At 51.5% G+C, this 26,137-nt stretch carries 16 protein-coding genes and 3 pseudogenes; 4 read left to right on the forward strand and 15 right to left on the reverse strand.

The genetic code is table 11. The features are described from left to right. Positions 1-112: 112 nt before the first annotated feature. From JI735_RS03520 to JI735_RS03530, 3 genes and pseudogenes are all read right to left on the reverse strand, one after another. On the reverse strand, positions 113-982 hold the full coding sequence (locus tag JI735_RS03520; RefSeq protein WP_039834307.1) for a glycine betaine ABC transporter substrate-binding protein: 870 nt from the start codon (positions 980-982) through the stop codon (positions 113-115). Positions 983-995: 13 nt separating this feature from the next. Then, positions 996-1,829 (reverse strand): ABC transporter permease, encoded by an 834-nt coding sequence (locus JI735_RS03525; RefSeq protein WP_039834308.1) that lies wholly within the window; start codon positions 1,827-1,829, stop codon positions 996-998. Next, positions 1,826-3,024, reverse strand: a pseudogene (locus JI735_RS03530) (quaternary amine ABC transporter ATP-binding protein). The gene JI735_RS03525 and the pseudogene JI735_RS03530 overlap by 4 nt, the downstream one beginning before the upstream one ends. 258 nt (positions 3,025-3,282) lie before the next feature. On the opposite strand from JI735_RS03530, the gene JI735_RS03535 reads away from it, so the two are divergent. Continuing rightward, positions 3,283-3,840, forward strand: coding sequence for a GbsR/MarR family transcriptional regulator (locus JI735_RS03535; protein WP_039834310.1), 558 nt, complete (start codon positions 3,283-3,285; stop codon positions 3,838-3,840). A 151-nt stretch (positions 3,841-3,991) separates the two neighbouring features. On the opposite strand, the gene JI735_RS36800 is transcribed toward JI735_RS03535, so the two are convergent. Together JI735_RS36800 and JI735_RS03545 are read right to left on the reverse strand one after the other, a co-directional pair. After that, positions 3,992-5,980, reverse strand: a complete 1,989-nt coding sequence (locus JI735_RS36800; RefSeq protein ID WP_202677063.1) for a carbohydrate binding domain-containing protein — start codon at positions 5,978-5,980, stop codon at positions 3,992-3,994. Continuing rightward, a complete protein-coding gene (locus JI735_RS03545) occupies positions 5,977-8,709 on the reverse strand; it encodes an S-layer homology domain-containing protein (protein WP_202677064.1) in 2,733 nt (910 codons plus the stop codon). The genes JI735_RS36800 and JI735_RS03545 overlap by 4 nt, the downstream gene beginning before the upstream one ends. A gap of 237 nt (positions 8,710-8,946) precedes the next feature. Here JI735_RS03545 and JI735_RS03550 point away from each other — a divergent pair. Then, positions 8,947-9,962 (forward strand): annotated as a pseudogene (locus JI735_RS03550) (LacI family DNA-binding transcriptional regulator). A 558-nt stretch (positions 9,963-10,520) separates the two neighbouring features. Here the strand turns inward: JI735_RS03550 and JI735_RS03555 are convergent. The 9 genes from JI735_RS03555 to JI735_RS03595 all read right to left on the reverse strand — a co-directional run bounded on the left by JI735_RS03555 (position 10,521) and on the right by JI735_RS03595 (position 21,294). Then, positions 10,521-11,531: a ketoacyl-ACP synthase III gene (locus JI735_RS03555; RefSeq protein ID WP_039832941.1), complete on the reverse strand. Its 1,011-nt coding sequence runs from the start codon at positions 11,529-11,531 to the stop codon at positions 10,521-10,523. A 320-nt stretch (positions 11,532-11,851) separates the two neighbouring features. Then, complete coding sequence (locus JI735_RS03560) at positions 11,852-12,088, reverse strand: hypothetical protein (RefSeq protein ID WP_202677066.1); 237 nt, start codon at positions 12,086-12,088, stop codon at positions 11,852-11,854. 512 nt (positions 12,089-12,600) lie between these two features. Then, complete coding sequence (locus JI735_RS03565) at positions 12,601-13,713, reverse strand: glycoside hydrolase family 88/105 protein (RefSeq protein ID WP_083886366.1); 1,113 nt, start codon at positions 13,711-13,713, stop codon at positions 12,601-12,603. An 88-nt stretch (positions 13,714-13,801) separates the two neighbouring features. Beyond that, positions 13,802-14,677 (reverse strand): carbohydrate ABC transporter permease, encoded by an 876-nt coding sequence (locus JI735_RS03570; protein ID WP_020425769.1) that lies wholly within the window; start codon positions 14,675-14,677, stop codon positions 13,802-13,804. A gap of 22 nt (positions 14,678-14,699) precedes the next feature. Beyond that, entirely contained in the window at positions 14,700-15,668 is a 969-nt protein-coding gene (locus JI735_RS03575) for an ABC transporter permease (RefSeq protein ID WP_039832937.1), read from the reverse strand. Positions 15,669-15,814: 146 nt separating this feature from the next. Continuing rightward, entirely contained in the window at positions 15,815-17,368 is a 1,554-nt protein-coding gene (locus tag JI735_RS03580; protein ID WP_039832936.1) for an extracellular solute-binding protein, read from the reverse strand. A 555-nt stretch (positions 17,369-17,923) separates the two neighbouring features. Further along, complete coding sequence (locus JI735_RS03585; protein WP_202677067.1) at positions 17,924-18,454, reverse strand: hypothetical protein; 531 nt, start codon at positions 18,452-18,454, stop codon at positions 17,924-17,926. Further along, complete coding sequence (locus tag JI735_RS03590) at positions 18,403-19,335, reverse strand: helix-turn-helix transcriptional regulator (RefSeq protein WP_233476227.1); 933 nt, start codon at positions 19,333-19,335, stop codon at positions 18,403-18,405. The genes JI735_RS03585 and JI735_RS03590 overlap by 52 nt, the downstream gene beginning before the upstream one ends. 369 nt (positions 19,336-19,704) lie before the next feature. Then, complete coding sequence (locus JI735_RS03595; RefSeq protein ID WP_202677070.1) at positions 19,705-21,294, reverse strand: extracellular solute-binding protein; 1,590 nt, start codon at positions 21,292-21,294, stop codon at positions 19,705-19,707. 183 nt (positions 21,295-21,477) lie between these two features. Between JI735_RS03595 and JI735_RS03600 the strand changes: the two genes are divergently transcribed. Beyond that, on the forward strand, positions 21,478-23,817 hold the full coding sequence (locus tag JI735_RS03600) for an AraC family transcriptional regulator (protein WP_039832934.1): 2,340 nt from the start codon (positions 21,478-21,480) through the stop codon (positions 23,815-23,817). Here the strand turns inward: JI735_RS03600 and JI735_RS03605 are convergent. After that, positions 23,811-24,425, reverse strand: a complete 615-nt coding sequence (locus tag JI735_RS03605) for a hypothetical protein (RefSeq protein ID WP_039832933.1) — start codon at positions 24,423-24,425, stop codon at positions 23,811-23,813. The genes JI735_RS03600 and JI735_RS03605 overlap by 7 nt on opposite strands. 268 nt (positions 24,426-24,693) lie before the next feature. Between JI735_RS03605 and JI735_RS03610 the strand changes: the two are divergent. Continuing rightward, positions 24,694-26,117: pseudogene (locus JI735_RS03610) on the forward strand (spore germination protein). The last annotated feature ends 20 nt before the right edge of the window (positions 26,118-26,137 follow it).

Genomic DNA, 26,137 nt, shown 5'->3' on the forward strand with positions numbered 1-26,137 from the left:
TGTAAGGAACATGATAACCGGCGTACAGGTTACAGAATTGTAGCCTTATGTTCCCTCATCATAGCACACATTTTCAGCTGCTGCAAAACTCTGCAGCTCACGCAGAATGATTTTATTCGATTCCGGCGATCCAGGTATTCACTTGATCCTCATGCTCCGAAACCCAGGCTTTCGCTGCATCTTCAGGAGATTTGCCGCCTTGGATTTCGACCATTACCTGCGCCATATCCTCCGGCGTCCACTGGAATTGATCCAGGAAACGGTAGACATCCGGCATATCCTCCTTCAGGCCTTTGCGTACCATGGTGTGGATCTGCTCGGCCCCGCCATAGACGCCTTTCGGATCATCCAGATACTTCAGATCCATATTGGCAAACATCCAGTGCGGTGTCCACCCGGTAACGACAATCGGCTTATTGTCCGTATAAGCCTTTTGCAGCTCCTGTGCCATCGCCGCCGAAGAGCTCTCCAGCAGGGTGTAATCGCTTAGTCCATAGGCATCGATTGCCTTTTGGCTGGCAGTCATGATGCCGGCGCCCGGCTCTATTCCGATAATTTGGTTGTTCAGGGACTTTGCCACACCGGCATTCTTCAGATCCTCAATCGATTTGATATCCATATAGGCAGGAACGGCAAGCCCGGTCTTGGTCCCTTCAAGATTAGCCCCCAGGTCCTCCATATCCTGTCCGTACTTCTCCAGGTAAGAAGCATGTGTGCTCGGCAGCCACGCGGCTACCATGCCATCGGCACTGCCGTCAGCAATCCCGGCCCACATCGGACCGGCATCCACCTGCAGCATTTCTACAGAAGCACCGAGCTTCGATTCAAGCACCTCTTTGACCACATTAGTGCTGGCAATTTCCGAATCCCAGGCCACATAGGCCAGCTTCACCGTTTTAGCCTTGGACGGACTGGATGAACATCCGGCGGCTACCGCTACGAGCAAAATCAGCATTAGCATTCCCCAGGTTTTTTTCTTCATATCAATAACACTCCTATCCTTTTTTTGGTTTCACCAGTTTCTGAGTCAGGCGGTCAAGCAGTATCGCGATAATGACGATTGCGATCCCCGCTTCAAAGCCCGCGCCGGTCTTGGCTTGCGACACTGCCCGGTATACATAGGCGCCAACGCCCTGAGCCCCGATCATCGATGAGATGACGACCATGGACAGTGAAAGCATAATCGTCTGGTTAATGCCGGCCATGATCGTCGGCAGGGCAATCGGCAGCTGCAGCTTGAACAGCTTCTGGCCCGAAGTGGAACCGAATGCATCAGCCGCTTCCACCAGCTCCGGGGATACCTGGCGGATACCCAGATTGGTCAGGCGGATGGTAGGCGGAATAGCAAAAATAATGGAAGCAATGACACCCGGAACGACCCCGAGTGAAAAGAAAGACACTGCTGGCAGAAGATAGACAAATGCGGGCATGGTCTGCATAAAGTCCAGAACCGGTGTCACTGTATTCTGGACCCCGTTGCTCTGCGCGCAGAGCACCCCAAGCGGAACGCCAATCAGCACTGCCAGCACCGAGGCCGTCAATACAAGCGCCAGTGACTGCATCGATGGCCCCCATAGACCCAGATTGTCAATCAGCAGCAGCCCGGCGAGCGCGAAGAGCGCCATGCGCCACTTGCCGATCCAATAGGCCAAAGCGGTTATAATCAGAATCAGCACAAGGGCTGGAAGAATAGTGAGCGCCGTTTCGATACCGTTCACCATTCCGCCGATAACCGCATGAATGAAGTCGAAGAACGGCCCCAGGTAGGTGGTTAACCAATTCTCCAGCCATTCGACAGCCTTGCCAAGCGGCAGCTTAGGAATATTCATCGCATTCCCTCCCCTTCCGGAACCGCATTGCCCGCCAGGGCAGACAGAACGGCCCCTTTGATAACAATGCCCTTCAGTTTGTCCGCTTCATCCACAACTGCAACAGGCAGATGCGTCTCGGACATGAGTTCAAACAGATCATTCAGCAGCGTATCCGGAGATACACGGGGAATCTCTCTGCGCATGACCTCAAGAATCGGCCGATTCTCCTTAAGCGCCTGCGCCGCATCCTCTGCCGTAACCACTCCCTGCAGCTTCATTTCTTTATCGGCCACATACAGACTGGAGACGCCGCTGTCCCGCATCAATTGCAGCGCAACGCGCGGTCCGCGCTCCGGCCGGATCATTTCCGGCTGGCGCATCACATGTGCTGCGGTCAGCACCTTGGACAGATCGACATCCTCGACAAAACGCTCCACATATTTGTTGGCAGGCTGGATCAGAATCTCTTCCGGCGTACCGATCTGCACAATCACGCCATCCTTCATCAAAGCGATCCGGTCGCCAATGCGCAGGGCCTCATCCAGATCATGTGTGATGAATACAATCGTCTTCTTCATTTTGGACTGCAGTTCCAGCAGCTCCTGCTGCATGTCCTTGCGGATCAGCGGGTCCAGCGCACTGAAAGCCTCATCCATCAGCAGAATATCCGGATCATTGGCAAGTCCGCGGGCCAGGCCCACCCGCTGCTGCATCCCACCGCTGAGCTGATCGGGATGGTGATGCTCCCAGCCTTTAAGGCCTACGAGCTCCAAAGCCTGCATGGCAAGCCGGGTTCTTTCTTTTTCTCCACCCCCTGCACTTCAAGGCCATATTCGGCATTGGCCAGCACCGTGCGGTGCGGGAACAGCGCAAACTTCTGGAATACCATTCCGATATTTTTGCGGCGGAACTGCCGGAGCTGTTCAGGATTCATTTTGACGACATCCTTGTCTCTAAAAAGCACCTGTCCCCCCGTAGGCTCTATCAAACGGTTCAATAACCGGACCAGAGTGGACTTGCCGCTTCCCGACAACCCCATAATGACAAAGATTTCTCCTTCTTCGATGCGGAAGTCCGCCCTGTTGACTCCAACCGTCAGCTTGGCTTCCCGGGCAATTTTCTCTTTAGACCATCCTTGCGCAAGTAATGGAAGAGCCCGTACCGCATCATGACCAAATACCTTGGTAAGCTGCTTCACCTCAATAATTGTCATGGTGACCTCCTTCTTCCGTATAGCAAATTTTCGTCTTGCTTCACTCAAACTAGTGTAACGGACATGTGAAATGCGACGCAAAGTTCATATACGCTTAAAAATTAGTGTACAGTTTTAACTTTACGTACTTTATGTAAAGAATACTCCGTTTAACGGCAAATCCCGTTCCAGATGAATTCTTTACTTATACACAGGGATTTGATTACAATACACAATAGAGGTTTGCAGTCATTAGCCTACACCTCAGGAGGGACCTTTATGAATGATTTAGTAGGGCTTGCGCCCGAACAAGTAGAGAGAATCAGCAAAGCCCGGGAGCGCGTCATCGATTCCATCGGCAAAAATATGGATTTGTACGGAATAACACTGTCCATTGGGCATTTATACGGTTATATGTACTTCAATCAGGGTCCTGTAACGCTGGACGAGCTTAGCCGGACTATGGGAATGAGCAAGACTTCCATGAGTACAGGGGTGCGCACCCTGCTGGATCTGAAGATGATTGACAAGGTATGGGGAAAAGGCACCCGGAAGGATTTGTTCGAGGTAGTTCCCGATTGGCATCAGAACTTCAGTGATTACTTCTCTATTAAATGGAGAAAAGCCGTTGAAGGAAATATGTCGGCGCTGAGCAAATCACTGAACGAAATCAGACAAATGAAAAGCGACTATGCGGATGAACCGGAAGTGGAACAGCTGCTCAATACTGATGAAGTCAAAATTGAGGAAGCGATTAAATATTACCGCTGGCTCCTGAAGCTGATTGAAGCACTGGAAACCGGCAAAATCTTCGAACTGATTCCTAAAGAATCCTAGAGCTTACTGCACCCGGGTTTTCCTATTGCCGCAAAAAAGAAACAGCCGAGATCCTTAACCAAGGACTTCGGCTGTTTCTTGTTATGGAGTGCTGCGCTCTCACAGAGCTTCAGTCAGACTCACGTTATCAATGTAAATATGATTGCCTGCCTTAGTTGGCCGTTCCCGTACCTGTCAGTGCCACGGCCAGTTCTCCATCCTTCGCGGCGGCTGAACCGGTCCCGTCAAAATATTGCGTCCAGCCTGTTAAGCCCTTTGCCGGTTCGAAGGTTCCATTATCCAGCTTGCCGCTGGCCGGTTCCACTGGCGTGCCGCCCCCGCCTTCCACCTCTGTCACCCTAATGTCGTCAAAAGAGAGTGTATGCGGGATTCCATTCGCCGTCTTGTCTTCTCCCATTGCCGCACCGATCAGATAGTTCAGCTTCAGCGGGTTACTGTTATCTACGGTAAACCGGGCACTGTAGGTTGCCCAGGTCGCGGTAACCTCGAACTTCGCCTGCGCCGCTGCGGCCGAGGTGCCGCTGTACTCCACGATAATCTGCCTTGGAACGGTCGATTTGGCTTTGAAGCTCAGCTCATACGTCTTTCCAGCCTCCAGCGGGATGCCCTCCTGGTAAAACTGCGTGTGCCAGGCCGCCGTACCGGCAACGTCAATTCTAATCTCCGCCACACCCTCATTCACGTTAAAAGATGACACGCCGCCTTCCCCGGACCAGGTGGACCAGCCCGTTGTACCGTTAACGAACGAACCGTTGACGACCAGATTGTTGTCATTGGCCAGAATGGTTTGCGTTACCGTGGCGCTGACATATCCTTCAGCTTCCACAGTGATCATGTAACTGCCTTCAGCAGGGAAAGCGGCTGGTTCTATCGTAATTTTGCCTGCTTGGACGGTATATTGCCCTTCGGCAAGTGCTGTGCCGTTGACCTTCACGGCTGTGATGCTGCTGCGCCATGCTGCATTCTCGTTGAACGTCAGTTCTACCGGCTGCGATACCCGGTTGTTCGTACTGTCGCTGAGCAGCTCCTGCGGTTTGGCCGGGGCATTCTTGATCTCAAACCTCACATTGTCGATCACCAGCTCATGCGCCTGCGGAATGCTCACACCGTCGACCTTGCCCAGCAGGAACTTCAGCGCCAGAGTATCATTCACACCTTGCCGGAATTCGAATCTGTAATGGTTGGTTTCCGGTGTGATCTTAATGATCTGTGTAAAAGAAGGCTGATACGAAGCATTCTCCACATTGACGCTGATTCTGCGGGCAACACTTGAACTCGCGTCGAATTCGATAACATAGTCGGTGCCGCCGGCAACCTTCAGCCCATTCTGGAACAGCATTACCGAATAGGGCTGGTTGCCGGTATTGGCAATGTTGAAGGCGGCTGCTCCCTCTGTAACCGCAGCGGTGGCCGCGCCGCCCTGCTCTGTCAGCAGCCGCTCCCAGCTATTGAAGCCAAAGCTGAAATCCCCGTTCACCAGCGGATAATAGACCAGCGAAGGATCATAGTAGAAGCTGGTGCGCAGCAGCAGGAAGTTATCCAACTGGACAATACCCGCTGCATTGCCGAGATGGAGCACAAACCGGCCCAGCGTGTCAGTTGCTCCGGCCAGATCGGGGAATACCGCCTCCGCCTTCTGGGCTCCTGCCTTCAGCAGGACCGTTTCTGAAGCGTAGACGGTGCCGTCCCTCCCTTGCAGCTCGATTACCGCCGTGCGCGGAGAAGGGACCTCAATGTCAAAGGCAAGCTTGTAATCCTGGCCCTGAACCAGGAATATTCCATTCTGCAGCAGACGGACATCCGCGCCATCGCCGCCAGTCCCGCTGATCTGCAGATTTAACCGGCCTGTATCGCTAACGCTTGGGCTGACCTCTGCACCTCCGGCGGCTTCGGCATGCCAGTAGCTGAACCGGTCCGGTTCACCAAGATCAAAGGTGCCGTTATAGAGATGGTTGCCGCTGCCGAGCGGCGTTTTGGCGCTGTCGTGGTCAAACGGAATGCTGTCGATCTCTTCGAGCCGTGCATTGCCGAGCCACACCGGCGAAGCATTCGTGCCAAGGTTGAACTCTACCCGGGCTGCAATGTCCGAGTTCTCCTTCATCTGGAACATCGTTTCGTAATGCTTCAGAGATGAGGTCAAATCCGCCTTGAGCGAAGGGGAATAGGCCTGATACCCGCGGGATTCTCCGCCCGTGAGCCGGACGCTGATATTCCGCGAGATGTCTGTCTTTGCATCGAAGCTGAGCTTGTAGAACCTCCCCTTCGCCAGAGATACGATGGCCTGCGGCTGAATGGAGTACGAATTCCCCCAGGGCTGCTGATATTCACCTTGAGGAAATTCTGCCCGCCAATCGGCTCCAGTGATACCGCCGCATCTGCACCCGCTTCCTTATACAGCACCCAATGTGCAGTATTCGGGATGCCCATTCCGGCATCGCCTTCCTTCTGCTCGGTGAACCCGTTGTTGTGGATCAGGTTGCCGTCCGCAAGCGGCGGCAGTGAGCCTTCAAGGTAAGGCTCCTTCGTAAGTGTTACCGGTACCGGCTGGCGGTAAGGCCGCCCTGTCAGCTCATAGACTCTGACGTAATCAATTTCCATCGATTGCGGGAACACAGTCTCCGCCGTCGGATTGCCGTCAAAATTACCGCCGACTGCCAGATTCATCAGCAGATGGAACTCCTGGTTGAATGGTGCGGGATAAGCGTTATTCGCCGGCTGTCCATTGCTCCGGCTGTACCAGTCATTTTTAGTTGAATACAGTACACCGTCAACATACCAGCGGATTTCTCCAGGCTCCCACTCCAGGGAATAGGTGTGGAACTGTTCAATGGTGGAGTTGCCCGGCAGCACATATTCCTTGCCGGAATACACATTATCCGGCCACTGGGAACCGTAATGGAGTGTACCCGCGACAGTACCCGGACGGCTGCCCCAGCCTTCCATAATGTCAATCTCCCCGGAGGCCGCCCAAGAACCGTAGACATAATCCTCAGGCAGCATCCAGATGGCCGGCCAATAGCCTTTGCCAACAGGCGCTTTGGCCCGGATTTCGAATTTACCGTACTTTTTGCTGAACAAATCCTTGGTTTTGATCCGCGAGGAGGTGTATTCCTTGCCGCCCTGCGCCTCTTTGCGGGCGGTAATGATCAGCTTCCCGTCCGCTTCCTTCACATTCTTCTCCTCATTCGTGTACCATTCCAGCTCATTGTTGCCCCAGCCCGGATTCCCGACGGCCGTGCCATCCCCCAGGTCATACGTCCACTTCGCCGGGTCAATGGTGCCGTCATTGAACTCATCGCTCCACACCAGCGTCCAGGGATCAGCCGGAGGCGTTGGTGTCGCTGTGGCTGTTGGCGTCGCCGTGGCGGTCGGCGTGGCCGTGGCCGTTGGCGTTGCCGTAGCTGTTGGCGTGGCCGTGGCGGTTGGCGTGGCCGTGGCGGTCGGCGTGGCCGTCGGGGACGTGCCGGAGCCGCCGGCCGGCGCCTGGGTGGCGGCGGGCGGTACGGCCACCGGCCCGCTGCTGCCCGGCTTCAGCGGAACGCCGCTGACGGTGACGCCTTCGGCGTTGTTCACGACGGCGCCGAAGCTGCCGCTGCCCTGAAGGGCCGTGCCCTTGGCAGCCGCGGTAAGCAGCAGCTCCGCGACCTGCGCATGATCTGCAAGCACAACCTGGCCAGGACTGCCCAGGGTAAGCTTGCCGACCTTGCCGGAGAGCGTCAGCTTAACGCTGCCTGTGGCGGATGAAGCTGTGGAGACAGCGGTGAGGCTTCCTTTTAGCACTGCTGCTTTTACTGCGGCTGAGATTTCCACATCTGTGAAGCCCGTACCGGTCAACCCGGTCTCTTCCAGGGTGGCACCGGAATTCAGCAGCACCGTTCCCACCGAGGTTGTCCCGCTGGCATACATACGGATATCTCCATCCGGCTTGCCCGCCTGGACTTTGCCAATCACACTGTTCTGGAGGCCCACGCCTTGCTCTCCGCCGCCGAGAATGAACGTCGTACCCTTAACTTTTATTCCTTCAAGTATTATTTTACCCTCTCCAATCCCCTCCGAGAGATACAGATTGCCCTCAACTACAGTATCCTTTAGTGTGATACCGGCATGGTTCAGCACCACGTTTCCTTGTACCTTACCAAGGGTGACCTCCCCTTCAGAGCGCACCAGACCCGGCACCATCCGGTCTAGCGTTTGGGCGAGCTCTGCGCGGGTAATCCGTCCTTGCGGCTTGAATGAGCCGTCAGGATAGCCTTTTACATACCCCGCACCCGAAAGCGCTGCCGCTGCATCCCTAACCTCATTATCTGTCCCGGCCAGATCGCTGTAAGCCGCTTGCCCCCCGGTGTCCAGCCGAAAAATCTTCTGCAAAGCCACAGCCGCCTCCGCACGCGTCAACGGAGCAGACGCTTCAAGGCGGCCGTCTTTGCCTGCGATCAAGTAACCTGCGGCGATGCCTTTGGCAATCTCACTGCTGAACCATGCGGCCGCAGGCACATCGTCAGGGAGGGTAGCCGATTTCGCGCTATAATTAAAAATACGGTTCATAATTACGGCAAACTCCGCCTTCGACACCGGAGCATCCGGCCGGAATGTGCCGTCTCCATAGCCTGCGACAATTCCATTTTCAATCCAGCGCTGCACAGCCCGGGCTGCCCAACTATCCGCCGGAACATCCGTAAACGCTTTCAACCCATTGTAACCGGAAGACTTGCCCTCTGCTGCCGTTACACTGCCTGTCTGGACAGCTGAATCCGCAGCCTTGACAGACTGGCCCGAAGCAGCCCCGGCAATATGCCCGCCGCCCAGCGGGGACAGCAATCCTGAGAGCAGAGCCAAGACAGTAAGCAGAGCGGATGCCTTTTTTTTCATTCTGTTCATTCCTCCTCGAAATCTATGGTTCTTTCCAGATAAAACGAAAGCGGTTTCGATTTTATTTACGCCAACATACCTTAGTCCATCTCCACACCCTCTGATTACCGCAGCTATCCTGCAAAACCGTTTGACTTGCTCCGGCAAGTTGAATAGACTTAAATTCATGAATAAGCGCGGTGTGGCCGTCTTTTTGGACTAAGTGCACTGAATAGCGGAGGGTGGATTTCCATGCAACTGAATATCAAAAAAATCGCAGAAATGGCGGGAGTCTCCGTCTCCACAGTTTCGAAAATCATAAACAATTACAGCGATGTTTCCGAAAAAACCAAAAAACGGGTCATGGAAATTATCGAACAGACCGGATATTCCCCTCCAACTCCGCCAAGACACTGGCCACCAAAAAGTCCAGCCTGATCGGGGTGATTTTTGCCGGCGAGCTGAATGTAGAGTTTACGCACCCTTTTTTTGTTGAGGTGCTGAATGCCTTCAAGAAGCAGATGGGTGTGCTGGGCTACGATCTGATCTTCTTTTCCAACGAGAAATTCATCAGCAGCGGGGATTATTACTCCCGTTGTCTGCATTTTAATGTCGACGGTTGTGTCATCATCTCCGGGCAAAAAATGGAGCCGGCGATCCGCGACCTCGATATGAGCAGCATTCCCTGCATCGGCGTAGACCTGGAGCTGCGGGGCAAAAAATCCGGATATGTGATGTCGGACAATGTTCAGATCGCCTCCAAGGTGGTGGAGCATTTCTATCTGCTGGGCCACAGAGAGCTTGGTTTTATCGGCAGCACAGCCGACTCGGACATTTCCAATCAGCGGGAGGCCGGGTTCGTCAAGGCAGTTGAAAGCTTTGGACTGACGCTGAACCGTAACTGGTTCGTACATGGGGATGATTTCTTCGAATCCAGTGGCTATACGGCTATGCGCCGGTTGCTGGAGAGCGGCAGTATGCCGCAAGCGATCTTCGCCGCCTCAGACCTGCTTGCCCTCGGCGCAATCCGCGCCTTGAAGGAGCAGGGCCTGCGCATCCCGGAGGATGTTGCCATCATAGGCTGCGATGACATCGAAGCCTGCAAATACACCAGCCCCACACTGACCACAATCCGCCAGAACAAAGAGCGCCTCGGCGTCCTCGCGGCACATATGCTTTACGACCTCATTAATAACCAATCGGACGGCGGCTCTTTTGTCGTCGAACCGGCACTGATCGTCCGCGAATCCTGCGGGAGCAAGTTGACTGGCTAACCTGGGGGCGGCTTAAGGTAAAATTCAATTGTCAGATTCAATCCGGCCGCCCCAGCAACCGGAAGTCCTGACGGGCGTTACAGCCGCAGCAGCTAGGATACCGGCTACAACGGAAGCACCTTCATCATGCGTTTCATAGCAGCAACTCCAGACGCAGCCGGCCAATTGCACTTTGTACAACAGAAACGGGCCAAAATCAGCCAAATTTCGATTCTGCTGCACTTTGTGCAATTAGAAAGTGCCTATTGCCCAAAAAAGGAGGAATTCTAGATTTTCAACTGTACAAAGTGCAGTTGAAGCGAATCCTCCCCCATTTTGGGCAATTTTTATTGTACAAAGTGCAATCACACCAGGGGAAGGCGCCCGGATAGTTATTTCAAGGAATATTTTACTTACCTGCATTTACTCCAATTCACCTTTATGAAGCATCCCCCTCTCCAACGAAACTTTACTTTCACTAACAGCTAATACTAATCGAAATACTTTCGATAATATAATCGCCTATTTGATGGAAGGGTTCAAGGCGCGGTTTTTCTGGTTTTGGGCGTCATTTTTCGGTTATAGCGGAGTAGGCGGCGAGACCTCGGGAGCCAGCTCCAGCTTCACCAGCTGACCGGCATGCGTCAGCCCGGCACCGAAGCCATAGAGCAGAATCTGCTGGCCGTTCACAACTTTGCCTTCGCGTACACCTAAGTCCAGAGCCAGCGGAATACTTGCGGCAGAGGTGTTGCCGAAATACTCAAGGCTATATAAGGCCTGCTCAAAAGGATAATCCAGCCGTTCACAAATCGGCTCAATCATCCGCAGATTGGCGCTGTGGGGAATGAACCAGTCCACCTGGTCCAAGCCGATTCCGGCGTTGTTCAGCACCTGCTGCACACCCTGCGGTACAGTCCGCACCGCCCAACGGAACACTTCGCGGCCATTTTGCACCAGCTTGCCCGTATCTGATAGCTCAACCTCATTCACACTGTGCGACAGGCCTGTGCGGTATACATGATGCGCCCCGCTGCCGTCGCTGCCCAGATGAAATCCGGCAAAGCCGTCCAGTTGTTCATCACTCTCCACCAGCACTGCCCCCGCCCCGTCGCCAAACAGAATGCAGGTGCTCCGGTCGGTATAATCCGTAATTTTGGACAAGGCATCCGCGCCAAGCACCAGTACCTTGCGGTGCAGACCAGAAGCGACATAGGCATGTGCCGTATGCAGCGCATAGACAAACCCGGCGCAGGCAGCACTCATGTCTATGGCTCCGGCAGTAGCGGGAATCCCGAGACGGTTCTGCAGAACGGATGCAACTGAAGGAAATGGGAAGTCCGGTGTGCTGGTGGCGACGAGAATCATATCGACATCGTGCATGCTTTTGCCATAACGCTTCATCAGATCCAGTACAGCGGCTGCACACAAATCACTGGTATATTCATCCTCGCGGCTGATCCGGCGTTCACGGATTCCGGTCCGCTGGACAATCCATTCATCATTGGTATCCACCATCTGCTCCAGATCGCTGTTCGTAAGTCTCCGGGCCGGTACATAAGCTCCGATTGCGGTAATTTTAGCACCTTTCAAGAGTATCACCCCATAATTTAGTATCTGATATTAGTACTTGGTACTAATTATAACTTCTAGCACTCGATATTGCAAAAAAATTCTCCAGAACAAGCGCGGCCAGAGCACCCCTTTATATGTATTACCTTTTCCCTTTGAACTTAAGCAGGATAAGCGGGGATAAGCCTCATGCATTCCGCTGGCTGCAAACTTTATCTCACAAGCAGAAACGGCTTCGCCGTCCTTTTAAGGGACGGTATCGTTTCTGCGAGAAACAGAAGGATAAAGGATATCGTGCAACATTTATTATAAAAAGAACCATGGCCCAAAAAGGCCACGGTTCATTCCCGCCGGTGACGCTCCAACAACGGCATTTCTGCCGCTGTTCCGCCCACTTCCCGCTGGTGACGCTCCAACAACGGCATTTCTGCCGCTGTTCCGCCCACTTCCCGCCGGTGACGCTCCAACAACGGCATTTCTGCCGCTGTTCCGCCCACTTCCCGCCGGTGACGCTCCAACAACGGCATTTCTGCCGTTGTTTCACCCACTTCCCGCCGGTGACGCTCCAACAACGGCATTTCTGCCGTTGTTCTCCCCTTGTCCCTCCGGTGGCAGGTGAACAAGTGGAAAAAGGGAACTTATCCCTCCACCAAATCACCAATTATAGGATTTAAATGGAAAAAGGGAATTTAATCAGGAAATATTAACCCATTATGAGCGAAACAGGCTAAATTAGTGATACTTTTTCCACTTAGTCTATCGAGCGCATGGTGTTCAAGCAAATTAAGGTACCTTTTTCCACTTAACCTTCAACAAAGCCCCGACAAGATACGTCCGCTTCTTACACTAACTTCTTGACGCTACCTGGGGGACTCCCACAACGCCACTTCTGCCGTTGTCCTGCCCCTCTCCCCCGAGGGCGCTCCCACAACGCCACTTCTGCCGTTGTCCTCCCCCTCTCCCTCCGAGGACGCTACAACAACGCCACCTCTGCCGTTGTTCCGCCCTAGCCGGTTCGCTAACGGCTGCGGCCAGCGAACCGATTACCCAGTCTTACTCCACTCAGCCCGTAACGCCTGCCGCACATTCCTCAACCCGCAGCCTCTGCCTCGTCATACAAAGACTGCATCTCCACGCAGGCCATGACTAATGCGCCAACGCCGTGCAGGTCGTTGCTGACCTTCGGTCGGGTGACGTAGTTCTCATAGTCGCCCGCCGAGGTCCCGATGCAGATGTCAGGCAGAATCAGCCTGCCCTGTTCATCCTGCTGCAGCACCCGGATCAAGCCATTATATCCCTTGCGGGCGGCAGCCAGTGCTCCCGGTGGGGCGATGCCATGCTTCACAGCCTTGGCAATCGTATAGACGAACAGGCAGGAGCCTGAAGTCTCCAGCCAGTTATCCGGATGGTCGCCTTTGTCGGCCACCTGGTACCACAGCCCGCTCTCCCTGTCCTGATACCGGATCAGCGCTTCAACGAAGCCGCTCAGCTCGGCGGCAAGCTCTGCCCTGCCCGGGTCCCCGGCCGGGAGCAAGTCGAGAAACTGCGAGACGGCCAGCCCGTACCAGCCCAGCGACCGGCTCCAGAACTCCGGCGAGCAGCCGGTCCGGGGATTGGCCCAGGGCATCCGCTTGCTCTCATCCCAGGCATGGTACAGGAGACCGGTAGCCTCATCCTTCATATGCCTCCGCATCAGCCGCTCCTGATGCAGCACCGTTTCACGCAGGGTGGTTTCACCGTAGGCATTGGCATATTTCAAGGAGAATACCCCGGCCATATAGAGCCCATCCAGCCACATTTGGTTCGGGTATTTATCCTTGTGCCAGTATCCGCCTTCCGAGGTCCGGTTCAGCGTCAGCAGCAGATTACGCAGCTTGTCGGCAGCAATCCGGTATTTCTGCTTGCCGGTCCGTTTATGCAGGTTGAACAGCAGCAGTCCGGCTTGAACCGCATCCAGCTCATCACGGGCAAAATACAGGTTCCCGTTCTCATCCACCAGATCATCGACATACTGCTGAATATATTCGATATAACGTTCCTCCCGGACGGCTTCCCATAATATTTCCATACCGCTCAAAAACACACCCTGATGATAATGCCAGCGGTGGGCTGGAGGCAGCTCTCCCGCTGTGTAAGTATCCATTAAAGAATCACAGGCCTGTTTCGCCCATTCTATGGGTGTAGCCGGCAGACTGCCTATCATCTCCATACCCCTCCTACTATATAAGTAACTTTCCAGCAGTTCCAAACCTTCCCTCAGCACTTCTGCTTTTTTATTCTCCCACTCACTCTTAGCCCTTCATCGATCCCAGCATGGCCCCCTTGGCAAAATGCTTCTGCAGGAACGGATAGATCATCAGAATCGGCAGCGTCGCTACCACGATAACGGCCATCTTGATCGTCTGATCCGGCGGCGGATTGGTCGCGTCCAGTGAGGCGCTGTAATCCATGCCGCTCGCGAGCACGACAATTTGTCTCAGCAGAACTTGAATCGGCCACTTCGCACTGTCATCCAGATACAGAATCGCACTCATGTAAGTGTTCCAGTAAGTCACCGCATAGAACAGGGAAATGGTCGCAATCGCCGGCAAAGAGAGAGGCAGCACAATCCGGAACAGAATGCCGAAGTCGTTGCAGCCGTCGATTTTGGCCGATTCTTCGAGTCCTTCAGGGATATTCTGAAAAAAGTTCTTCAGGATAATCATGTTGAACGCGCTGATGGCCGACGGCAGAATGAGAGCTGCATACGAGTCGATCAGGCCCAGCTCCTTCACCACCAGGAAAGTGGGAATCATCCCGCCATGGAACAGCATGGTGAATACTACGAGAAAATTAAACACGTTGCGGCCGTCCAGATCCCTTCTGGAAAGGCCATAAGCCATCAGGGCAGTAATTAACATACTGAACAGCGTGCCGACGAGCGTCACTCCAATAGAGACACCCATGGATTTGATGATCGTATTGGTCGAGAAAATAAAGGTGTAGGCCTCAAAGCTCCACACCTTTGGGAACAGCACAAATTTGTTGGCCGCAAGCTCCGCGCTGGTCGTGAATGAGCCGGCTACCACATGAATAAACGGCAGCACGGTAATGAGTGTAATGATGGCAAGCAGGGTAAAGTTTACAGCAGCAAAAAGTCTGCCGCCGATCGTGCGATCTTCTACCATTTCAAATTCCTCCCGCTGGTTCTCAATAAACGCCTTCTTCGCCCATTTTCTTGGACAATTTGTTAACCGACATGACCATAATGAGCCCAATGATTGACTTGAAGAATCCAATAGCTGTACTGTAGCTGAAATGTCCTTGTCTAAGCCCTGCCGTGTATACATACGTATCAATAATTTCCGCGACCTCTCGATTCATGGAGTTAAGCAGCAGATACACATGTTCAAATCCAAGATCGAGCACGGAACCAATTTTCAGAATAAGCAGGGTAACAATGACGCCGCGGATCGCCGGAAGAGTAATATGCCAGATTTGTCTCAGCCGTCCGGCACCGTCCATGCGTGCAGCTTCATAGAGTCCGGGGTCAATGGCCGCAATTGAAGCCAGATAGATAATGGTTCCCCAGCCCGCTTCGCGCCATATGATCTGAATAATGTACATCGGCCTGAACCAGCCGGGACTCAGCAGAAAATTAATCTTTTCGAACCCGAAATAGGACAGCAGCTCGTTGATAATCCCGCCGTCCATCGTCGTCATCACAAAAGAAATGGAAACGACGATCACCCAGGACATGAAATGGGGCAGATAGATAAGCGTCTGAAAGGTTCTTTTGAAAAAGGTGCCTCTCAGCTCATTCAGCATCAAAGCCAGAATAATCGGAATCGGAAAATAAAATAAAATGTTCATGCCGAACAAAATCAAGGTGTTCCCCAAAATATTCAGGAAATCCGGCTCTGTGAACAGCCGCTGGAAATGCTCGATCCCCACCCATTCACTTCCTGTTATCCCCTGGTAAGGCTTGTAATCCTGAAACGAAATAATCAATCCATACATAGGCAAATATTTGAAAATTACAAAATACAGCACACCCGGCAGCAGCATGACGTAGAGCAATTTGTTTCTCCACAGACGTTTCTTAAGCTCGCTGCTGCTCTTGTAGCTCTTGGGCTTCAGCTCGGGAACCACACCAGGCTGAGCGGAGACTTCCTGCATAATACTCTTCCTTTCTGCTTCTTAATGGCTACCTGACTGCCGGCGCCCCCAATAGGTAGTTTGAAATAATCTGAAAAGGCCGCTTTATATCCGTTGTTAGCAGCCTTTTCAGCTTCAATGGCATCAGTCACTCACAAGGGTGCTGCCTATTTCTTGTACACGGCATTGTATTCTTCAATAATTTTCTGGCCGCCGCGCTCCTTCCAGGCCTGGACTTCTTTTTCGAATCCGGCCTTGTCAATTTGCCCGTAGATATATTTATAGGTGGCATCCGAAATGATCTGCTGCAGCTCTACGCCTTTGGAAGTATAGGTGGCCGAATCCAGCGCAGCCGTGGGATCAGCTACACCCACCTTGACATTCTCCAGCAGCAATTCCTCCGCATGGATTCTGCCCGGCAGCACGTTCAGGCTTTGGTACATGCCATTGGTCTCCGCTTCACCGATCACGCTGTCCTTGAAGCCTTTGACTTCGCGTTCGATCAGCTCTTTGTCATCCGCAGGTTTGGCTTTGCCGTCTACCACCGTATAGTGGGTGCCTTCGATCCCCCAGTACATCAGATTAGCCACCTCCGGAGTCATCATTTTGTCAAAAAATGCAAGGATGTTCTTCAGCTCAGCTTCGTCCTTAACCGCAGATTTCGGGAACAGCACCACATTGTTGTAGCCCGGAATCATCCATTGCGCAAATTTGCCGTCCGGACCGGCAACCATACTGTGCGTATCGAGCACGGCATCCGGGTAGTTTTTGACCAGATCCTTGTTGAGGGTATCGATATCCTGCATAGAGCCGCCAATGTACATTCCGGCCTTGCCGCTCACGAACATGTTAACGGCATCCGTTTTACTGGTAGCTGCGAAGTCCTGGTTCATGTAACCGGCATCGCGGGCTTTTTTGAAGAAATCCATAGTATCGTAGTATTGCGGGAATTCAAATTCAGGTGCTAATTGGCCATCCTTCTCTCCCCAGCTGTTCGGAGTGCCGAACCAGGAGGATACGGTTTTGAATGCGCCGTACACCAGCTCGTTGCGGTCTACAATACCTGTGGTGTCTTTTTTGCCGTTGCCGTCCGGGTCCTGCTCCGTGAACGCTTTGGCCATAGCGAACAGCTCATCCACATTTGCAGGCGGCTTCAGCCCCAGCTTGTCGGCCCAGTCCTTGCGGTAAATGATGCCCTGGCGCGCCAGCGGCCGTCCAATGTACAAGGTATACAGCTTGCCGTCTACCTTGGTATTATTCAGGATTTCCGGCTTCAGCTTATTGAGATTGGGGAATTCGCTTAACAGCGGCCCGATCTCCCAGAACTGCCCGTCCTTCATCGATTCCTTCATTTGAATAAAAGTCGTCTGATTTTTCAGGTAAGTGACCTGCGGCAGGGAGCCGGTGGCGAACGAGGAGTTCAGCTTCTCTTCATACGTATCTGCCGGGTAAAACTGATAGGTCAGCTTCGTGTTGGTCAGCTTCTCCACTTCGGTTTTGATCGTATCCGGTGGAGTCTCTGTCGTATTCAGCGGCAGCATAATCTTGATCTCTGTCGGTTTTTCCGGCTCCGGTGCCGCTGTTGCGGCGTCCGTTCCGCCGCCGGTTCCCGCATTGCCTGGGGCAGCTTCATTATTCTTGTTGTTGTTGCCTGAACACGCCGTCAACATGCTGAATGTGAGCAGCGCGGACAGGAGCAGGGTGAAGGATTTTTTGTTCATGCCAATTTGACCTCCGTTTAACTTGTAATTGGTTACAAGCCCCACATTACAGCGTCCCGGGGGTTACGAATACAATCATTTACTCACAAAAGGCCTTGCTGCGGGCGTTCTGGGAAAATGATTATCGTGATAACGGGGCATTGGAACAGAAAATCGTCTGGGAGGTGGGTGTAGTTCAGTTCCATGCAGGGAGGGAGAGCAGAAAAACCCCACCGCATGAATGTGCGGTGGGGTTAGGAACAAGCTTATGCCTAGCCGATCTGAACTGAAGGACGATTGAACGTTGAAGATTGCAAGTCGTGCAGCAAGTCGTGCAAAACAAATTGTGCAGCAAGCCCGTAAGGCTATACGGACACAGGAGGCGCTATTTTGCCAAAAAGGCACTTTTTCCGTCCATCCGGACTCAGATGCCCTTATTTCATTCTTTTTAACTCAAAATGACGGTCAAAGGAGCTATTAACGGCTTCTCAGTCCGTTTGGCTTCAAAGATTAGCTTTTCGGAGCAAATAACGCTTCTCCTGTCCGTATGTATCGTCAGTGCATGTGTACAGACAATTAGTTGTCTGTGCTTTTAATATGCTGAAGGATATTGGCTGCTACTGCCAACATCTTATATTTTTCATGATTAATTTGCTTGTAATCTTTCACAGCTTTCTTCAGATACCTGAGCCCGTTGTCATAATCCTGTCTAATTAGTAAATATTGGGCTAGTTCAAACATTAAATTAGCCTGCCGATCCATTGCCAATTTTCTGTTATATCTTCCCTCTGCCAGTTCATGTACACTTTCTTCTATTTCATGCTCGAAATACTTCAACGTTTCATCCACATTAAAATTGTATTTATTGGCAGCCTTCATCATATTTAATAGCCCTGTAACTTGCTCTTCTTTGTGGTTCTCTATGTAGGTTCTATAACGCTCGATAACGGTGCCATCCCCGCTCCATAGCTTCGTTAGGCAAATATTCGCCTCTGACCACTCGATGAAAAGATTTTTCCAATACTCCACTTCTTCTCCCTGTTCTTTTACCCAACTTAAATCGGCATAACGATAGATATGAATAAAGGCCTGCTCATAATCCCCCAACTCATCACACACATTCCCACGCAATAAGTCGCTGTAGGCGATATAAAAAACAGAGGCCTGCCGGGAGCTTTATGCGATTCTTCGGACTTTCGGTGAGGCGCTTGCTGCAGCTCATATTGAATTCGGGCTTTATGGCCCATTTTCCCTGCCAGTTCATCGACCTTGTCCCAGCGCTGTAAAGAACGATAGGTATTCGCCAATTCTTTCAGTGCATCCAATTGGTCTACTTCATCCAGACGCTCTACAAAGGGCTCGAACCGATCAGCGGCCCTAAGATTGTCATCCTGGTTGTCACCTAGAGCTATAGTAAACAAACGGTAGTGGCAAAGCGCCAAACGTTCCGAATGCTGCGACCGCTCACTCTCCGCCACATATTCGTATAATAGAGCTGCTGCGGCCAAGCGGTCTTTTGCAAATAATGCCTCGGCCGTGTCAAAAAGCATGGGTGAATACATCAGATTGTCCATTACATGTTGAACAATTCGCTGAATACAATCCAGCTTATTTAAGTCCGCACAACGTTGCAGCAATGCTCCAATCCTACGCCAGTCCCGGGAACTATCGATGATGTAATTGTCTATGTATAAGTTATAAAAAAATCCCTCGTCCTGCCCCATCGCTTGGGTAATCCGGTCCAGCTGCTGTATCGCGATGGGACGGCGTCCACGAATCATATTGCTGAGCGTACCTGAATGAATGCCTGAACGTTCTGCAAATTGTGTTTTCGTAATGGCTTCTCGCTTCAAATAATTTTCGAGCTCTGCCAATATCGCTGGTGCAGATTTCAAATCAAATCCTCCTTTCACACTTAAAACCATTAATTTGAATAATTTTACTTTTATCACTAAATAAAATATAACAGTGGTCAATAGCGCATTCAAGTCATAAATATGAACACTTTTTTATATTTGAGCTGAGGCTGACAATCGGGTCATCGACCAGAAATTACTCGTTGTCTTCGCAGAGCTGGTCGGCAAGAGCGAATACAGGGAGAAAGGCAGCAAAAACCCCACCGCATGAATATACGGTGGGGTTAGGGGAAATCCGTCTAGGAATGAATTGTCTTAACGGGAGCTTCAACTTTTTCGTTCGTACTTGCTGCTTCCAAAAAAGCATCAAGTTGTTTGTAGTCAGATTTAATCGTTTCAGTTGTAATGGAACTTTCACCAGCAACCCAATTTGGATTACGGCGTCTTCTCCTCTGGATTACTACAATAGCTTTTAACGAATCATGATCTCCACTCCTTCATTCAGCAAATTTGGTTTTTCAAAATCACCTGTAAAGCAGAACTTCTTCCTCCTACTCTTAAAAACGTCACCCTATTCCCTCCCCTCCCCCGCACCGCCTCCCCATACTCCTGAATAATCAGATTGCCGCCGCTGCCTCTCCACTTCTTCACCTCTTGGCGGAAGCCTTCGGCTGTGATATTGCCCAGGATATAATTGTAGGTCGCATCGACGATGATGGTGGACAGCTCGGTGTTTTTCTCGTCAAAAGTGGGCGAGCTGAGGCTGATGGTCGGGTCATCGACCAGAAACTGCTCGTTGTCTTCGCTGAGCTGGTCGGCGAGGGCGGTTAGCTGCTCCTTTTGCGCGATCTCCATAATGTTCCGGTTGCCGATATCAGCGATCATCAGGGAGTAGAGCGGACTTACCTCATTCACACGCAGCTGCGAGGTTTCCTCGGGAAGAATGACTTTGCCGTCCTCCAGCTTATAGTGCCGTCCTTCGAACCCGTATTTCATCAGGTTGGCGACATCCTTATCCATCGTCCGGTCAAAAAACCCCAGTACCTGCTTCAGCTCCGCTTCCGTGGCGATCGCTTTTTTGGAGAAGAGGTACAACCCGTTATAGTTGGGTATGGACCACACCTTATAGCCCTCCGGCCCTTTGATCCGGTTAATCAAGGTCAGCTCGGCTGCGGGATTGATCGCCTGGGCCTCAATGGAGAGCCGCTGCACATCGGTCATGCTGCCTATGAACACCCCGGCGCTGCCCCGGATGAACTTATCCCGCTGCACTTCCTTGCTGGTCAAGGCGAAATCCTGGTTGATGATCTTTTCATGATATAACCGCTTCATAAAGTTCATCGTATCCATATATTCAGGCGTCTCAAATTCAGGAATGAATTGTCCCTTCACCCGCTTCCAGTTATTCGGCGTGCCGAAGTAGGAGCTGAGTGTCTTAAACACCCCATAGACGAGATCATTGCGGTCAACAAGTCCTAGTGTATCGGCTTTGCCGTTGCCGTCCGGATCATTGTAGGTGAACTGCCGTAAAACGTGATACAGCTCCTCCAGCGTCTTCGGTTTGTTCAAATGGAGACGGTCCAGCCAATCCTTGCGGATGATAATTCCTTGTCTGGAGGAGGGCCGCTCGGTGTACAGGCCATAGAACTTCCCGTCCACGGCAGTCTGGTCCAGAATCGCAGGGTCCAGCTGCTTCAGATTCGGAAAATCCTTAAGATAGGGACCAATCTCCCAAAAAGCACCCGAGCGGATCGCGTTCTTGACCAGATTATAATCCGTGACCTTAACAAAAGTGACCTTGCCCAGGGAACCGGTTGCCATGGCCGTGTTCATTTTGTCGGTGTAGACCCCTTCGGGAACCCAGGTGATCTCCAGCCGGACACCGGTCAGCTTGTCAATCTCCGTGACAATATCCCTGGCAGGGGTCTGCGGAAAATGCAGCGGCGCCAGTATGGATATCGACGGAACCTCTCCAGCGGGGCTGCTGTGTCCAGCATCCTCACTACTGCAAGCGCTTAACATAATAACTGCAAACAGAACAAGCACACCATTATACCGGGCAGCCCTGCGGCCCCATCCTTGTCTGAACATCCATGTATCCCCCTGGCCTATAAATTATACATTTTGCTCCTAATAGATGTACAAATTGCAATTCATAGTGATAACTAGAGAAAATGATTATTGCGGCACCAGATGATTATTGTTATTATCCATCGTGATGCATACACTTAAGACAGGCGATTGCTTCTACCTAATGTAAAGGTGCTGAATCTATTGAAACATTTAAGCTTCCTGAGCAAATTAACGATGTTCGCCTTTGTCCTCAGCACATTGCCTGTGCTGTTCATCGGTTCGTTCTCTTATTTCACATCCTCCAGCGAAATTCAAAAAAATGTTAACCGTAGCAAAATGGAGCTTATTTTACAAATCACATCAAATGTAGAGCATAAGCTGGCTACTGTCAATCAAACCTTGAACCAGGTCGTGAACTCCTCCGTACTCAAAAAAGCACTGAACAATCCGCTGAATGTAACCGATTTCATTTTATATAATGACATCCGTACGGAAATCCGCAATATGCAGTCTTTTGATACGAAGCTGGAGGATGTGATCCTGCTGAACCAGCGGCAGAACTGGATGATCAAAAATTCCGGTCTCTACCGCCTGAATGAATATAAGAATTACGAGCAGCTGACGAACCTGATTAATCTGCCTGACGAAAGCTCATGGGTGCTGAACCCCTCTTCCCTGTTCTACAGCGAGGAGAGCATTAATGTTACGGGGTGTGCATACAGCATCAGCCTCATTAAGAAGCTGCCGACCACCAAGCTGCAGAAATACGGGCTGGCGATGGCCAACATTCCCGCCTGCAGTCTGCAGGATTTCATCAATTCCGATGTGCAGCCGCTGGACAGCATTATCGTCCTGAACAGCTCCGGCCGGATTTTGCTGCACCCGGACCGCACCCTGATCGGCCAGCCTGTTGCCGCCAGCGGGTTCACGGAGTTCGCGCAGCTTACTGCCGCCGCCACCCCATCGGGGCAATTCAAGACCGTGATGGACAACAAGGATTATTCCATCACCTATATGCGTTCCCAGCAGAGCGGCTGGATCTATCTCTCAGTGACCTCGATTGCGAGCCTGACCAAGGAGTCTGACAAAATCGGGACCTATACTCTCTATGTAAGCACCCTGATGCTGCTGCTGTCGGTACTGCTGGCCTGGCTTGGCTCCCGGAAAATGTACACGCCCATTGAACGGCTGCTCAATCAGATTGGCCAGCGCAGGCCGGATATCCGCAAAAAGCATACCAACGAGTTTCAGGTCATCGGCGAGCAGGTGCATCATCTGTTCCAGTCCAAATCCCGGCTGGAAAAGGAGGTGGCCCAGCATCTCCAGCAGGTGCGGACCTTCGGCCTGATCAAAGCCTTCCAGGGCAATATCAAAAAACGCGAGCTGCTTGAAGAGCTGGAACAATTCGGCTATCACACCCAGCTCGAAGAATGGCAGACCATGGCCGTTATTACAATCAGCCTCGACTTCTCCGAGGAGAACAGCTACCTGAAAAAAGACCTCAGCCTGCTGCTGTTCGCCGTGCATAATATGATAGAAGAGCTGGTTCCTTCCAGCAGCCGGCTGACACCGGTCATCATGGACCATGCTGTCGTTACGCTGATTGGAAGCGCCGACGGCCATGCGGAGTCTTTTCACAAAATGCTCTATTCGGTCACCGAATCGCTGCAGCAGACTATCAACAGCTACCTGAAGCTAGAAGCCAGCATCGGGCTGAGCCTGCCTTTCCATGCCTTCGATAAAATGTCAATTGCCTACAGGGAAGGCCTCGAAGCCCTGAAACACCGGATAACGCTGGGCAAAGGCATTATCATCCAATACGAAAACATCAACTCCGGGAACCATTATCTCAATCTGAGCTATCCTGCACATAAAGAAAATGATCTGATGGATGCCATTAAGCTGGCGGATGCCGGGAAGGCAAAAGAGGTGCTGCATAAGGTGTTCAGCTGCATTTTTGCGCCGGGGCTGTCGCCGCAGGAATATCAGATTCCGCTGACCCGCCTGCTGAACAATCTCCTGATTATGATGCAGGAATCGGGGATCAGCCTGAACCAGATCCATCCGGGGAACGGCTCTTTATTTGAGGAGCTGACGGATATCCATATCGTGGCCGAGATAGAGGACTGGTTCTGGACAGTGGTCATCCAGCCGATGATCCGCATTTTTGGCAGCAGGCAGAATGCCCAGTACCACAATATCTCGGAAAAGCTGATCGATATCGTTCAGCATGATTACGACAAAGACCTGACGCTGGAGGAGTGCGCCTCGCGGCTGCACTATAATGCCAACTATATCAGCAGCGTGTTCCGCAAGGAGACCCAATATTACTTCAGCGAATATCTCGCGATGTACCGGTTCAAAATGGCCAAGAAATGGCTGAAGGAAACGGACATGCCGATCAAGGATATCGCCGCCCGTCTCCGTTACAACAATTCGCAGAATTTCATCCGCTCGTTCCGCAAGCAGGAAGGGATGACCCCCGGCCAGTACCGCGAAAATGCAGGCACAAGGCAGCGGGCCGTGCCGGATGATTATTGATGGCGGGTGCGCGATTTTCTTTTTCTAATGAACAGAGTGACCGCAAGGGCCAAGAGCAGAATAACAGTGCCGCCGGCAATGGCAATATTCCGGATATCCGGTACATACACAACAAGGCGCAGCGGTTCGGAATCAGCCATCGTAATATGCCAGGTCAGCGTATTCCCGTCCTGTTCAGCAGCATTGTTAGGTCCGTATAGATCATAGGGCAGCGTTAATTTGAAATCCAGCGCCAGATTCTGCATCAGCATCCGGACCAGCGACTTCGGTACACTCAGCGTTCCAAGACCGTCTATAATCTCTTCCGAATAGGCATTCAGCTTGGGCTGAACCACTGCGTCATACCGGGTATACAGCCACTTGTCTTCTGTCGTGACTTCAGTGTCGGCGAGCTCCAGGCTTGCTGCATTCTGCATATCCTGTATGGAGTCATAGGACTTAAGGAATTGGTACTCCGTTGATTTACCGTTTTTCGTTTTGTGCAGTTCAATTCCGGCGGCCTGCAGCCTGCTGGTGAGCAGCTCCTCTATTTTGCCGCCAACCAGCGATTCCACGCGCGAATTCAGCTGGAGACTGAAGGCGATATCTATGCCTCCGTCCTTCTTCACCGTGACATATGCTGCTCCATTGGCACGTTGAGATTGTAGGACAACCAAACAAACAAGAAAATATATAAAACACTGCTTTGTAAAACTCAAAGGATGATCAGCTAATTTCCCCATTGTACACCTCGCTTTTTATATGTATTTACGTTATCTCATTCAGACTAAGATGTAAATTCCCCTTCAATACTTGAGGCTTAGTGCCGTCAGGAATATTCTGCATATTATCTGGGAACATTAACAGCAAAACTAATCGAAAGTCGAGCGCCTTATCATGACTAACCAAACGCAGACCTCATTCACTTCTGTAGATCAAAATTCCGATTACATTGAAGCGGCAATGTTTCATACAAGTGACCTCAAAAAAGGACCCTTTCCTTCCAGGGAAGGAAAGGTATGCTTTTTTATCTGGAGTCCATCACTGACACAGAATTGATTGAACGAAACGTGATTGTTCCTTTTAGCCGTAATCAGGACAAAGACCTTACTGAGCTTTTCACAACCCTTAGTTTCAGTATGGAAACCGAACTAAACCAAGGCATTCAGGCACTTCTTCAAGGCAGCTGTCTTTATTTTTCAGAGGGAATGTCTGGATTCTATGTCCTTCTCACTCCTGCCAAGTACGAACGAAGCATTAGCGAACCTGAGAATGAAGGGGTAATCCGGGGACCTCATAACGGTTTTATTGAACAGATGAAGGTGAACTTATACCTGATCCGGAAACAAATAGCATCCCCAAACCTTAAGGTCCGCTACTTTACACTTGGAAAAACTGTCCCCAAACAGGTTAGCTTAGTATATATGGAGAATACCGCCAGCCCTGAACTGGTGAATATTGTAGAAACAAGAATACAGAAGATTTCCCTTGATTGGGTACTCTCCTCTGGTTTTATTCAGGAATTAACGGAGGATAATCCATTCTCCATATTTCCACAACTAATCAATACGGAGCGTCCGGACCATACCTCAACCTATCTGCTGGACGGATATGTCGCCATACTGCTGGATGGGGACCCCACAGCTCTGATTGTGCCGGCGAGCTTCTTCAGCTTTTATCAGACACCGGACGACTATAACAATCGATGGTTTATCACTTCTTTTGTCCGTTTTATCCGTCTGATCGGCTTTGTAACAGCATTTCAGTTACCGGCGCTCTATATTGCGACCGTTTCTTTCCACTCCAATGTCCTTCCCTTGCAATTGTTCTTTACGATTCAAGGTTCATTGACCCGGGTCCCTTTTCCTCCGCTGATTGAAGCGATGCTGCTGGAACTTATTTTCGAGCTGCTGCGGGAAGCAGGACTTCGTCTGCCCAGCCGTGTAGGTCAAACTATTGGGATTGTTGGGGGGCTAGTCATCGGGGATGCAATTGTTTTGGCAGGATTGGTTTCTTATACCATGATCATTGTTGTAGCATTGACTGCTATTTCATCCTTTCTGATCCCTTCCAACGAAATGAGCTCAGCGATCCGGTTTTTGCGGTTTCCCCTGATGATTGCTGCCTCATTATTCGGCTATATCGGGATATCCTTTGGGTTAACACTCATTTTCATACATTTGTGCAAGCTAGAATCCTTTGGACAACCCTACTTTAGACCATTAAGTCCGTTAAAATTGCAAGGCTTGAAAGATACCTTCGTACGCTTTCCAATTTGGTCTATCCGAAAGAGTACAAGCAGACCAAAAACGGATAAATGAACATTAACCAATACTATACT

This window comes from Paenibacillus sonchi (genome assembly GCF_016772475.1).
Classification (GTDB): Bacteria; Bacillota; Bacilli; order Paenibacillales; family Paenibacillaceae; genus Paenibacillus_AQ; species Paenibacillus_AQ sonchi.